Consider the following 12,705-nt stretch of genomic DNA (forward strand, 5'->3'; position numbering starts at 1 on the left):
ATTGGTTAAAATTCAAAAAATAGAGGCATCGACCGACCGGTCCTGCCTCCATTTATCTGCTTAATCCGCTTCTTATAAAGCCTTCTTAGCTTGTTCTACTAAAGCAGTGAATGCTGCTGCATCGTGAACTGCTAAGTCAGCCAACATTTTACGGTTAACTTCAACGCCAGCTTTCTTCAAGCCGTTCATTAAGACGCTGTAGCTGATCCCGTTCATACGAGCTGCCGCGTTGATACGGGTAATCCATAAACGACGGAAGTCACGTTTTTTCTGACGACGGTCACGGTAAGCATACATGTAAGATTTCATTACTTGTTGCTTAGCGGTCTTGAATAAGAGATGTTTGGCACCGTAGTAACCTTTAGCTAATTTTAATGTACGTTTACGACGTTGACGGGTAACGTATCCACCTTTAACACGTGGCATAGTAAATTCCTCCTTGGTTCTTCTCTAGTATTATAATTGCGAAATTTGTTGTTTAATACGTTTGTAGTCTGAATTAGATACTAAGTCAGCTTGACGTAATTGACGACGTTGTTTCTTAGTTTTACCATGGAAACGGTGGCTAGTGAAAGCGTGTGAACGTTTCAATTTACCTGAACCAGTCTTCTTAACGCGTTTTGCTAAACCGCGGTGTGTTTTTTGTTTTGGCATGGGAATTCCTCCTATAAAAAGATTAGTCTTGTTGCGCCGCTTGGGCTAATGGGGCTAGCACGATGAACATGCTGCGACCTTCCATTTTTGGACGAGCTTCAACGGTTGACACATGGCTTGTGTCATCAATGAAGTCTTCCAATACGTCTTGACCCAATTCCTTGTGGGTGATGGCCCGCCCGCGGAAACGAATGCTGGCTTTGACCTTGTCACCATGTTCGAGGAACTTGATGGCCTGGCGTAATTTGGTTTGGTAATCATGGTCTTCGATACCAGGAGAAAGACGAACTTCTTTGACGGTTACGATCTTCTGATTCTTCCGTTGTTCCTTTTCCTTCTTCTGCATCTCATAACGGTATTTACCGTAGTCCATAATCCGAGCAACAGGTGGCTTGGCATTTGGTGAGACAAGTACTAGGTCAAGTCCGAAAGATTCTGCAATAGTGAGCGCATCATTAAGTGATTTGACTCCGATTTGTTCACCATTGTCTCCAATCACACGTAATTCACGTGCGCGGATATCTTCGTTAATGATCATTTCTTTAACGATGGTAGTCCACCTCCAGTTAGATTTCGAGTCCGACAAGAAAAAAACTAGCTTGTGTACACAAACTAGCCGCTACCTATTCCCCCACCACTAGGCAAAGGGAAATCACTATCGGCCAAGCACCTAAGGGGATTGGCGAGAAACGGCTGGTTTCTACTTGTTTTACTCAACTACGATAGTATAGCACAGCTTAGACCGGGATGCAAGGGGAAATTTTTTGTTATTGCCGGTTGCTTAGTCAGCTAGTGGGGATTGGGGCGTGACTTTTGGGAGCTTTGGGCCAGGTTGCTGCCTTTTCTGGGGAGCCAGTGGTCCACTCGACGGAGTAGACCACTGGCTCATGACTTTTCCTAGCTTTTGTCCCAGTTTCCGCACTTTTCCGGGCAGCTAGTGGTCCACTCGACGGAGTGGACCACTGGCTCGCAGCTTTTCCGGACTTTTGAGTCAAGTCCAAAATCCTGTGTAAAAATATGTAGGCTGTCCTATAGCTTATTTGCGTTTGGTGAAGTTGACCAGGAAGGGGCGTGCGTTAGCCTGCCAAGCATCGTTTAAATCAATGAGGATGGCGCCAATCAGTCGCTCAGCAGAAGCGACATTAGGGTAGACGCCAATGACCTTATCCCGCCGTCTGATTTCACGGTTCAAACGTTCGACAGAGTTAGTAGTCCGCAAGTTGGGATGGTAAATCTCAGGCTCCATCATAAACTGAACGGCATCTTCAAAGCCCTCATCTAAAACCTTTAAGGCCTTCTGATAGCGAGGATTGTCCGCGACAGAGGCCTCAAAAGCTTCCTTGAGCCGCCTTGCATGTTCGGCGGTGGGCGCCTGGAAAATGGCCTTCAACTTAGCGCGCGCCTCTAGACTCCCTTTTCTGGGAATAGTCTCGACAATGTTGGATAAGAAATGAAAGACGCAACGTTGCCAAGGCACCCCAACAAAACAGTGCTGGATAGCGGCTCTAAGCCCGGAGTGAGCGTCTGAAATAATCAGGGTGGGCTGGCTCAAACCACGGGCTCGCAGGGACTGAAGGAAGGTCAGCCAAGCCTCTTTGCTTTCTTCTTCTGACACCCAAAAGCCGATGATTTCGCGCTTGTTGGCCTCGTTGACCCCTTGAGCTAGGTAGACCGCCTTGGACACCACACGACCCTCTTCACGCACCTTAATGTAAAGGGCATCGAGGTAGAGGTAGCGGAAGTGACTGTGGGTCAGGGTCCGGTTTTTGAAGGCTTCAATCTCAGGATCCAGTCGCTTCATGACATCTGACACAAAGGACTTGGAAACCGTCTCGCCACACAATTCTTGCACGATTTTGGTGACTTTGCGTGTAGAGACCCCATTGACTACCATTTCCATCATAGAGAGCAGGAAGGCCTGTTCGTTGCGCTGGTAACGTTCAAAGAGCTCAGTTTTAAACTCACCAGAACGCGTGCGTGGGACTTGTAATTTAAGGGTGCCGATGGAGAGCGTCCATTGGCGTTCATAGTAACCGTTGCGATAGTCTTGGCGCTGGTCGGAGCGTTCATGGGGAGCGGCTTGGATGAACTGGTGGCGTTCTTCTTCCATGTAGGCATTAAAGACGGTAATGGCCAGCGACTTCATGAGCGTGTTCATGTCACTGTTTAAAACTGCCTCTGTTAATTCTTCAAGTTTTAGGTTAATATTAAGGTAAGTCATGGTAATCTCCTCTTTCAATGTTTTCCGACAACTACATTGTACCAGAGATTACCTGGCTTTTTCTTTTTACACAATTATAGGGACTTAATCGACTTTTGACCCAGTTTCGGCTCTTTCCCGGGGAGCTAGTGGTCCACTCGACAGAGTGGACCACTGGCTCGTACCTTTGCCTAGCTTTTGTCCCGGTTTCGGCACTTTCCCGGGGAGCCAGTGGTCCACTCGACAGAGTGGACCACTAGCTCGTACCTTTTCCTGGCTTCTGACCCAGTTTCCGCACTTTCCCGGGGAGCTAGTGGTCCACTCGACGGAGTGGACCACTAGCTCGCACTACACTACATCTTGCGAAACTTTGGCCTAGTTTTGGCGGTCAAAGTTGGCTTGTCTAGACCGGGCATTGGCACAGTTTAGGCTAGCTGTTTTGGCTATGGAGCAGGCGCCAACCAAGTTATTGCCCAACACCTCAACGGCCAGGTAACAACACTACATATAGTTGTGGAACAAGTTTATAAACACTATATATAGTGTAAAGTCTATTGACTTTACACTAAGACTGGGGTAGCATAGGCTTTGAGGTGATAAGTATGAATCCACAAATTAGAGCGGCCCAAGATATTCAAGCTGCAGTTGATCGCCTGCACCAACAGGAGTCAAGTATTGTTAACGAGAATGCCAATAAGGACAGCCAAGTCTACAACACCCAACGAGACTTGACTGCCAGGCATCGTTGCTAAAGCCATCGGCATTGGCATGTTGCCGGAAGCAGTCGCCCTAGCCCATTTGAATGGCGACTTGCACTATCATGATTTAGACTACCATCCCTACCAGCCTATGACCAACTGCTGCCTAATCGACTTTAAGACCATGTTCAAGCTAGGCTTCAAGATTGGCAATGCAGAAGTCGATTCGCCCAAATCCATTCAGACCGCCACCGCCCAAATGGCGCAGATTATTGCCAATGTGGCGTCTAGTCAGTACGGGGGCTGTAGCGCCGACCGCATTGACGAGGTTCTGGCGCCTTACGCCCAACTCAACTACGAGAAACATCTCAAGCTGGCGGAAGATTGGATCCCCGACACCACCCAACACCATGACTTTGCTACGGCTCGGACTAAGAAAGACATCTACGACGCCATGCAGAGTCTGGAGTACGAGATCAACACCCTCTACACTTCCCAAGGCCAGACGCCCTTTACCACCTTGGGCTTTGGCCTGGGGACTTCCTGGATTGAACGCGAAATTCAGCGCGCCATCCTTAAGGTTCGTCTGGGCGGTATCGGCAAAGAGCAAAGAACGGCTATCTTTCCTAAGCTAGTCTTCTCCCTTAAGCGCGGCGTCAACCTGGCTCCCAAAGACCCCAACTACGACATCAAGGAGCTAGCCGTCCGTTGCGCCACCAAGCGCATGTATCCCGACGTCCTCATGTATGACAAGCTAGTCGAGCTGACCGGCAGCTTCAAGGCGCCTATGGGCTGTCGCTCCTTCCTGCAAGGTTGGTGGGACGAGCACGGCCAGGAAATCAATGCCGGCCGTATGAACCTGGGCGTGGTGACCCTTAACCTGCCCCGGATTGCCCTCGAGAGCCAAACTCTGAATGAGTTCTGGCAGCAGCTAGAAGGCAAATTAGAGATAGCCCGTCAGGCCCTCTGCTACCGTATCGAGCGCGTCAAGGAAGCTAAGCCTTTCAATGCCCCTATCCTCTATCAACATGGGGCTTTCGGTCGCAAGTTGAGTCGTGACGGCAAGGTCGACGACCTCTTCCGCGACAAACGGGCTACTATCTCCCTGGGCTACATCGGCCTCTATGAAGTGGCTACCCGCTTCTTCGGTCCCGACTGGGAGACCGATCAAGAGTCCAAAGCCTTTACTATCGACATTGTCAAAAAGCTCTACCAACACACCCAAGACTGGGGCAACCAATACGGCTACCACTTCTCTGTCTACGCGACACCGAGTGAGAGTCTAACCGACCGCTTCTGTCGTCTGGATCTAGAGCGCTTTGGCTCGGTGCCTGACATTACCGACAAGGGCTACTATATGAATAGCTTCCACTACGATGTCCGCAAGAAGCCAACGCCATTTGATAAGATTGATTTTGAAGCGGCCTATCCACCTTATTCTTCAGGCGGCTTCATCCACTACTGCGAATACCCTAATATGGTTCAGAATCCTAAGGCTCTGGAAGCCGTCTGGGACTTTGCCTATGACCGGGTCGGCTATCTGGGCACTAATACACCGATTGATAAATGTTTTGAGTGTGGCTACGAAGGGGACTTTAACCCGACCGAACGGGGCTTCGAGTGTCCATATTGCAAGAACCGTAATCCCGAGACCTGCGACGTGGTCAAGCGGACCTGTGGTTACCTAGGCAACCCTCAGGCTAGACCCATGGTGGCTGGGCGTCACAAGGAAATTGTGGCCCGGCAGAAACACCTGACCATCCGCATTAAGTCCTCCGACAAAGGCCCGGACCCAGCTGACGACAAGGAGGTCTAGCCATGGCCATTCCTGAGACGACTACCAAGGTGGCCGACTACAAGCCCTATAACTTCGTGGACGGAGAAGGCGTTCGTTGCAGCCTCTATGTCAGCGGCTGCCACTTCGCCTGCCCGGGTTGCTACAACAAGGTGGCCCAGAACTTCAACTACGGCACTCCCTACACGGAGGAACTCAAGGAAAGAATCCTGTCCGACCTAGGCGCCAGCTACTGTCAAGGTCTGACCCTATTGGGTGGCGAGCCCTTTCTCCATACGGCGGTCCTGATTGACCTCTGCCAGGAAGTCAGACGGCGCTATGGCCACAGCAAGGATATCTGGGCCTGGACGGGCTACGACTGGGAGGAACTCATGCAGGAGACGCCAGACAAGTTGGAACTCCTGTCCTATGTCGATATTCTGGTCGACGGTCGTTTCATTCAAGAACAGTTAGACCTGACCCTGCAATTCCGGGGTAGCCGCAACCAGCGCATCATCGACGTCCCTAAGTCCCTGGCGACCGGTCAGATCGTCATCTGGGACAAGTTAATCCGCTAGTAGCTAGCGGACTTGTCGGTCTTAGGGGCCCCTATGGCAGGGACTAGCGCAGACACACCCACACAAAGCGCGAGGGCGCTAGCACAAATAGGGGCCACACTCAAGCGATAGATCCACTAGCCAGGAAGCGTTTTGTCAAGTAGCTTTTATATTTATGGACGCTTTTTCTGTAAGATATTTTAACCTTTGGACAAAGAAAAACAGTAAACCTTTTTTGGTTTACTGTTTTTATTTAATTGATATTACTAAAAATAGGAAGTTTACATGCTTGAGTAGATATTATATTTTAAGTCAATGCTTCATTCTTCATAACACAATTAAATATCTAATATCTCAACAATTTCTCCATTGTGCTGTTTCAATTCAATCTTCCGAATTATTTCTTCTCCCAAATATTTAATAAAATCGCTTAATTCTGATGAAACTTCAAATATAATGTTGTGTTTACTATCATTCTCCGGATTAAATGTTGAATTATAATTTCTTTCGCTCGACCAATAATTCCAATTTACATCTGTCCTTTCGTAATAAACATAATTCTGTTTTTTTGTAACATATATTCTTTTGTTAATCAATACCTTTTCATCTTCAGATTTAAAAATATCAGAATATAATTTTAAGCCCTCAAATTGCTTATATTCTTTAATTTTATCATTTGAAACATTAAGCTTTATTTCTTTATAATCCATAATCTCTCTCCTTAAACTCGTTGCCTATATTGTTCATCTTATAATCTCCTGGTAATTTTATACTGTGCGATTTAAGTTGGACGTCTTGCCATTACATTTTTCTCACCTCTACAAATTCCAATCTATTTCAGTTAATAATGCAACCCAGAGAGCATTTATCAAGTAGCTTTTTATGTCTATGGACGATTTTTTGAAAATTGAGCAAGAAAAAACAGTAAACCTATTTTTGAACTGCACCCCATAAGTTGGACAATAAAAATCCAACTTATGGGATGCTTTTCATTTGATTGACTGTTTCTCAAGTCCTTATCTTCAATTATAGAAACTGGTATTTTTTAACCCTTAATATTATAGTTTAACGCAGAGTGTCGCTATATAGTCATTTCCATAACGTGATAATCGATTTCTTTTATCACAAGATTCATAAAAATCGATCATAGCGAGACCATTTTTAAGTTGTCCTCTAATCTGACTTTCTAAGGTATGGCTAAATTCATAGCCATATGCTGGATCTATGGTTATTTTGCCTTCCGCTTCAAGCTCTTTTGAATTAAAAGGTAGTGCAAACTTCAAAAGTAATTCCTCATCGGGTTTGTCCCATACAATGTCCGCATCATACATGTAGATCCAAGGATTCATAAATCCGACCATTAAGAGTCCACCCTTTTTCAATACTCGAGCGGCTTCTTTATACATGTTTTCTAAATCTTCTATATAGACATTTGAAACCGGGTTAAAAATAATATCAAAAGTTTCATCTTCAAACGGAAATGGTTTGGTCATATCGCCTTGAATCGTCTTGATTTTTAAGCCTTCTCTTTTAGCGACCATCTCGTCTCTTTCTAATTGTGATTTAGAAAAATCCATGATGGTAACATCATAACCTTTTACAGCAAAAACTGGACCCTGCTGGCCACCACCACAAGCTAAACCTAATATCTTTTTTCCCTTGGCTTTTTCAAACCATTCTGTCGGAACTTTTTTCCCCACAGTTAAGGCAACAGAAATTGGATGCTTTCTAGCTTCTTCTAATTCTTCATGTGTCAAGGGCTCAGTATAGGCATTTTTTACATTATTCCATCGATCTTCATTTAATTTTATATAATTGTTCATCTTATGATCTCCTCGTCTTTTATCCTATTTCGATTTAAGCATTAGATCCTTTTCCCCTGTCTATAGGTCACTCCAGTTCAGTTCATATTATACAACCCAGGCTAGCAGTCCACCGCTTTTTATTTATCTTATCGGTGTTGGGCGTTGAGCCAGTGGAAGACATCCTGATAGGTCTGGCCAGCCACTTGGACCTGGGCCTTGCCACCCCCGTTGGCATTATCCGGCTCAAAGCCACTCAAGCCTGGACTTTGGCGAATGGCTTCCGGGTCTTGCACGCCCTGGACCTGCTGATTGAAGAAGGGAATCCAGGAGAAATGGCCGGAATAGCGCATCTTAGGCAGGTCTTGGCCTTGCACCGATTGGAAGAGGGACAGCCAGACATTCTGACCGCCCGCATCGACTAGGTCCTTGTAAATCGGCAAGACATAAGCATTGGCTGGTACAGTCGGGTCATCTAGGCTATGAACAAACCATATGGCCTGATTCTTGAGGGCAGCTACCTTGTCCTGGTCAAACCAGACTCGCTGAGTCGGCGCATAGGCTTGAATACTCCCCCGTTTCTTAGGGTCTTTGATCAGATAGTGGCCGTTGTCCAGACGCTGGAATTCATAGTAGGAATAGGCCGTAGCCTGGGGCACCAAGCCGGCAAAGTAGTCCGGATAGTGTAGGGCCATGTTGAGGGTCATATAGCCCCCGTTGGAGCAGCCCATGAGATGCACCCGATGCGGGTCAATCTGGGGATGGCTGGCCACGTAGTCGCTAATGACCTGCATGAGGGACTCGGTATAGCGGGAATGGCCTGCCCCCGGCCCATTCAGCCCATCGCCCTCGTCCATCCAGTAGGTCGGCGTCTGCACCGCCAGGACATAGGCCCCCTTAAGCTCGGGTTGGTCGGTGGCCGTAAAAATCTCTTGAACTTGTGGCCGACTGAGGGCGGTCACCTCATTGCCTAGCAGGGTAATGCGAGGATCCTCGCCCCCTTCGGCTTGGCCATGCAACCAAATCAAAAGCGGGAACTTGGCCTGGACCTGATCCTTAGCAGCCGCCGGCTCAAAGGCTCCATAGTGTAAGGTCTGGCTCTCTTCTTGGCCGGTCAAGGGATTGGTCACCCCGTCTACATGGACTTGCTCAAATTGATAGCCGGCCAAGTCTTGCAGCTCCAGATAAGGCAGGGCATCATAGTCCGCCAAGCGAACCTGGGCCGGCTTACCCTCTTGGGTCGTCACCTGCACTGGCCCCACCGCAATGAGATACTTGTCCTGCCACTGACTAATCAACCGTTCCTGGTTGTAGCCAAAAAGACTGCCTAAATCCCAGGAATCCACCACCAAGTCCAAGGCCAACCATTGACTGGCTTGGCCCTCTGGCAAGGCCTGACCCTGCTCATCTGCTAGATAGAGGGCGCTCACTTGGCGTGCTTTACCCTGAGTGGTGACCTCTAGCTGGGCATCAGGATCCACTGCCGTCACGGCTTGACTGACTTGAAGGACGATTTTATTAACGGCCGGCCCAAACTCATAGCCCTGGGCCTGAATCTTGGCTTGGACCACCTGGACCTGGTCCGACTCTGCCTGGGCCCGCGCCGCTTGGCTGGCTCCCCAGCCTCTGAGGACTAATAAGGCGCCCAGGCAACCCGCTAGCAGGGACCACCAGTATTTGGCTTTCTTCATGACGACAACCTCCCTTTTGTCTCCTATTCTAGCAGAAAAGCCCGACCCACGCAAAAGCCCCCTTACCATCAAGTAAGGGGGAGCTTGATTTAGTCTACTTTGGCTGCCAATTGCAAGGCCAGTCCGATGACATGGTGCATGTCATAGTAGCGGTAGTGGCCCAAACGTCCGGCGAAGGTCACCTGTGGCAGGGACTTAGCCAAGTCCGTATAGGCTTGATAGAGCTTGGTGTTGCGCTCATCATTGATTGGGTAGTAAGGCTCATCCCCTCGTGACCAGTTAGCTGGATATTCACGCGTTACCACGGTTTGTGGCTGAGTGCCATACTCGAAGTGTTTGTGCTCAATAATCCGGGTATAAGGCGTCTCGCGGTCGGTATAGTTAACCACCGCATTACCCTGATAGTTGGCTTGGTCCAAGACCTCGGTCTCGAAGCGCAAGCTACGGTATTCCAATTCACCCAACTCATAGTCGAAGAACTGGTCGATCATACCGGTATAGAAAACTTTAGGAAAGGCCGCCAAGTAGTGGTCCTTATCTGCAAAGAAGTCTGTCTCCAGGCGCACTTCGATGTTAGGATGATCCAACATCTTCTCCACAATCTGGGTGTAGCCCCCGATTGGGATGCCTTGATAGCGGTCATTGAAGTAGTTGTTGTCATAGGTCATACGGACTGGCAAGCGACGAATAATGAAGGCTGGCAATTCAGTGGCTGCCTTACCCCATTGCTTCTCGGTATAGCCCTTAATCAGTTTCTCGTAGATATCGCGACCTACTAGGGACAGGGCTTGTTCTTCCAAGTTGTTTGGCGTCTTGCCTGCCACTTCAGCCCGCTGTTCTTCAATTTTGGCGGCCGCTTCTTCCGGCGTCACCACACCCCAGAGCTTGTTGAAGGTGTTCATATTGAAGGGCAGGTTGTAGATTTCCCCGTGATAATTGGCGATCGGCGTATTGATATATTGGTTGAATTCCGCAAATTGGTTGACGTAATCCCAAACCGCCTTGTCGTTAGTATGGAAAATGTGGGCGCCAAATTTGTGGACTTGAATGCCCGCGATTTCTTCCGTATAGATATTGCCCGCCACATGGTCGCGCTTCTCAATGACCAGGACGCGCTTGCCTTTCTTGGCAATTTCGTGGGCAAAGGTAGCGCCAAAAAGGCCGGCACCTACCACTAGATAATCGTATGTTTGTGTCATAAGTTTCTCCTTTTATCCTTGAAAGCGGGCCTATTGGCCGAGTACTTGCTTGATTTGGGCTTGACGCTCAGCCAAGCTAGCCTCATCTACTTGCATCATATAGAGTTCAGCGCCCGGCATAGCGTAAGATGGCAGGCCAGTTGACCCGTGGCCGGTTAGGGCGACTGAAGTCACCGTATAAGCTTGACCGCTCTCCAGTTGCTCGTTGACCAGTTCCATGGCCTTAGTCAATGGCAGGTTGGTTTGCACCGACTGGCTCATGCGGTCCATGACTTCTTGGGCTTGGAGCAGGGTCTGGCGACTGCCTAATTTCTTAATCAGCGCGGTAATGACCTTCTCATGGTTCTTGCCGCGGTCATTATCCCCACCTGACAGGGAGTAACGCTCACGCACGAAGCCTAGGGCTTGGTCGGCATTGAGGTGAAGTTCCCCGACAGGGAAATCGTATTTGCCGTAGAGGGAGGTGAAGGCTTGGTCGTTGTAGACATCAATGCCCCCTACCGTATCGATGATATTGAGGAAGGAGGTGAAGTTGAGGCGGACATAATAGTCGATTGGCGTGTCATAGAGACGGGCCAAGGTATGCATGGAAGCCTCCACGCCATAGATCCCCGCGTGAGTCAATTTGTCCTTCTGATCCGCCCCGCCATCCGCGATTGGCACATAGGCGTCACGCGGTGTGGTGGTCAGAAGAATCTGGTGAGTCTTAGGGTTGATAGTGGCGATAACGTTGACGTCTGACCGGGAGACGGAGCTGACTGGCCCGAAGGTATCAATCCCTGAAATGTAGAGGTTGAAAGGCTGGTTCTCAGCTGGCGTCTGGCTGGTCTGCTGATTGGATGGTTCTGGCTTAGCTGGTTGATCGGCTACTTCGGTCACATGATTGTACTGGTAGAGCTTTTTAATCTTGCTGCTGAAGTCGTTAGCCATGCCTTCTAAGAGGGACTCATAACCTGAGTTGAGGACCATGGCTTGAGCCTTGCCGTCCAGGAGTTGTTGGTAGGCTGCAAGATAGGACGGCACTTCCTGAACGGTCACCGTTACCTGGCGTTTGGCCTTGAGGTCGTCGACCAAGGCTTGGACATTGTCGCGATCTTGGCCTAGCGGCGCTAGGACCACTTTGCCGTCTAAGGCCGCCACATCTGCCACGCCTCCTTCTGCTAGGGTAGCCAGGCTCATGGTCAGTTCCTGCTTCTGGGTATTGGTATTGAGTTTGTTGAAGAAATTGACGGTGGCATTCATTTGGTAGGCGCCGTAGCTAGCCCCCAAAATGACGATCGTGGCTAGGACCAGGGTGGTCTTGCCCAGGCGCTTGAGGCCATTAAGCAGAATCAGAAGCAGTAAGACCGCGCCCAATCCGCCCAAGACCCAGAACTGGTAGCCGCGCCCAGCCAGAATCTTGTAGGTTAGGAGGAAATAGGCAACCAAGCCACTGGCTACCATTGCCAAAATAATAAAGAGCCAGTTAATCCGCCAGAGCACTGACTTAGTCCGTCCATGGCCATGGCGGGAGTGACCGTGACGCCGGCCCTTTGAGTGATGTGATGCTGTCATTGTTAAGTTCCTTCCATTAATAGGATATCATTCCATCGTTACTTTTTGCACTAAAAGTTATTATAGCAAAGATTCCGCCCCGGCAAAAGCCCCTTTGGGGCTTTTTTCTAGCTAGTAGCCCAGGTTTTTGGCCTTTTTTAGGCTTCCCGCTCCAGCCAGTGGTCCACTCGATGGAGTGGACCACTGGCTCGCGGCTTTTGCCACGGTTTCAGCCTTTTCAAAGCTTTCCAGCCCAGCTAGTGGTCCACTCTTCAAAGTGGACCACTAGCTCATGACTTTTTCCCCAGTTTCCGCCCTTTTCCATGCTTACCGCCCCAGCTAGTGGTCCACTCGACAAAGTGGACCACTGGCTCACGACTTTTTCCCCAGTTTCCGCCCTTTTCCAAGCCTTCCAGCCTAGCTAGTGGTCCACTCGGCAAAGTGGACCACTGGCTCATGACTTTCTCCCCGGTTCTGCCTTTTCCAGGCCCTTCCTCCCCAGCTAGTGGTCCACTCGACGGAGTGGACCACTAGCTCGCGGCTCGGGCCTCGGGTTTCCGCCTTTTTCCAGCCCCCTACATAGCCAATGGCCCACTC

General features: G+C 49.2%; 10 protein-coding genes and 1 pseudogene. 2 read left to right on the forward strand and 9 right to left on the reverse strand.

From position 1 onward, the window contains the following. Positions 1-72: 72 nt before the first annotated feature. From rplT to GCWU000182_RS08165, 4 genes are all read right to left on the reverse strand, one after another. The gene (gene rplT, locus GCWU000182_RS08150) at positions 73-426 is read right to left on the reverse strand and encodes a 50S ribosomal protein L20 (RefSeq protein ID WP_023392342.1); all 354 of its coding nucleotides are present in this window, start codon (positions 424-426) and stop codon (positions 73-75) included. Positions 427-456: 30 nt separating this feature from the next. Next, a complete protein-coding gene (gene rpmI / locus GCWU000182_RS08155; protein ID WP_023392343.1) occupies positions 457-654 on the reverse strand; it encodes a 50S ribosomal protein L35 in 198 nt (65 codons plus the stop codon). Between the two features lie 22 nt (positions 655-676). Continuing rightward, a complete protein-coding gene (gene infC, locus GCWU000182_RS08160; RefSeq protein ID WP_023392344.1) occupies positions 677-1,192 on the reverse strand; it encodes a translation initiation factor IF-3 in 516 nt (171 codons plus the stop codon). A 498-nt stretch (positions 1,193-1,690) separates the two neighbouring features. After that, complete coding sequence (locus GCWU000182_RS08165; protein WP_023390920.1) at positions 1,691-2,875, reverse strand: IS256 family transposase; 1,185 nt, start codon at positions 2,873-2,875, stop codon at positions 1,691-1,693. Positions 2,876-3,528: 653 nt separating this feature from the next. On the opposite strand from GCWU000182_RS08165, the pseudogene nrdD reads away from it, so the two are divergent. Both nrdD and nrdG read left to right on the forward strand, forming a co-directional pair. Continuing rightward, positions 3,529-5,368 (forward strand): annotated as a pseudogene (gene nrdD / locus GCWU000182_RS08170) (anaerobic ribonucleoside-triphosphate reductase); the annotation flags it as partial. A 2-nt stretch (positions 5,369-5,370) separates the two neighbouring features. Continuing rightward, positions 5,371-5,904 (forward strand): anaerobic ribonucleoside-triphosphate reductase activating protein, encoded by a 534-nt coding sequence (gene nrdG, locus GCWU000182_RS08175; protein WP_023392349.1) that lies wholly within the window; start codon positions 5,371-5,373, stop codon positions 5,902-5,904. Positions 5,905-6,221: 317 nt separating this feature from the next. On the opposite strand, the gene GCWU000182_RS08180 is transcribed toward nrdG, so the two are convergent. The 5 genes from GCWU000182_RS08180 to GCWU000182_RS08200 form a co-directional block, all read right to left on the reverse strand. Continuing rightward, positions 6,222-6,593, reverse strand: a complete 372-nt coding sequence (locus GCWU000182_RS08180; protein WP_023392350.1) for an EXLDI protein — start codon at positions 6,591-6,593, stop codon at positions 6,222-6,224. A 348-nt stretch (positions 6,594-6,941) separates the two neighbouring features. Beyond that, positions 6,942-7,706, reverse strand: coding sequence for a class I SAM-dependent methyltransferase (locus GCWU000182_RS08185; protein WP_023392351.1), 765 nt, complete (start codon positions 7,704-7,706; stop codon positions 6,942-6,944). A 128-nt stretch (positions 7,707-7,834) separates the two neighbouring features. Continuing rightward, on the reverse strand, positions 7,835-9,376 hold the full coding sequence (locus GCWU000182_RS08190) for a prolyl oligopeptidase family serine peptidase (RefSeq protein WP_035364819.1): 1,542 nt from the start codon (positions 9,374-9,376) through the stop codon (positions 7,835-7,837). A gap of 89 nt (positions 9,377-9,465) precedes the next feature. Further along, positions 9,466-10,575, reverse strand: a complete 1,110-nt coding sequence (gene glf / locus GCWU000182_RS08195; RefSeq protein ID WP_023392353.1) for a UDP-galactopyranose mutase — start codon at positions 10,573-10,575, stop codon at positions 9,466-9,468. 30 nt (positions 10,576-10,605) lie between these two features. Further along, on the reverse strand, positions 10,606-12,129 hold the full coding sequence (locus GCWU000182_RS08200; protein ID WP_035364821.1) for an LCP family protein: 1,524 nt from the start codon (positions 12,127-12,129) through the stop codon (positions 10,606-10,608). Positions 12,130-12,705 lie beyond the last annotated feature (576 nt).

It is taken from the genome of Abiotrophia defectiva ATCC 49176 (assembly GCF_000160075.2).
GTDB lineage: Bacteria > Bacillota > Bacilli > Lactobacillales > Aerococcaceae > Abiotrophia > Abiotrophia defectiva.

Bases quoted from the DNA above. Each gene is read 5' to 3' on its own strand.
- rplT (WP_023392342.1), bottom strand. From the start codon at position 426: ATGCCACGTGTTAAAGGTGGATACGTTACCCGTCAACGTCGTAAACGT.
- rpmI (WP_023392343.1), bottom strand. From the start codon at position 654: ATGCCAAAACAAAAAACACACCGCGGTTTAGCAAAACGCGTTAAGAAG.
- infC (WP_023392344.1), bottom strand. From the start codon at position 1,192: ATGATCATTAACGAAGATATCCGCGCACGTGAATTACGTGTGATTGGA.
- GCWU000182_RS08165 (WP_023390920.1), bottom strand. From the start codon at position 2,875: ATGACTTACCTTAATATTAACCTAAAACTTGAAGAATTAACAGAGGCA.
- nrdG (WP_023392349.1), top strand. From the start codon at position 5,371: ATGGCCATTCCTGAGACGACTACCAAGGTGGCCGACTACAAGCCCTAT.
- GCWU000182_RS08180 (WP_023392350.1), bottom strand. From the start codon at position 6,593: ATGGATTATAAAGAAATAAAGCTTAATGTTTCAAATGATAAAATTAAA.
- GCWU000182_RS08185 (WP_023392351.1), bottom strand. From the start codon at position 7,706: ATGAACAATTATATAAAATTAAATGAAGATCGATGGAATAATGTAAAA.
- GCWU000182_RS08190 (WP_035364819.1), bottom strand. From the start codon at position 9,376: ATGAAGAAAGCCAAATACTGGTGGTCCCTGCTAGCGGGTTGCCTGGGC.
- glf (WP_023392353.1), bottom strand. From the start codon at position 10,575: ATGACACAAACATACGATTATCTAGTGGTAGGTGCCGGCCTTTTTGGC.
- GCWU000182_RS08200 (WP_035364821.1), bottom strand. From the start codon at position 12,129: ATGACAGCATCACATCACTCAAAGGGCCGGCGTCACGGTCACTCCCGC.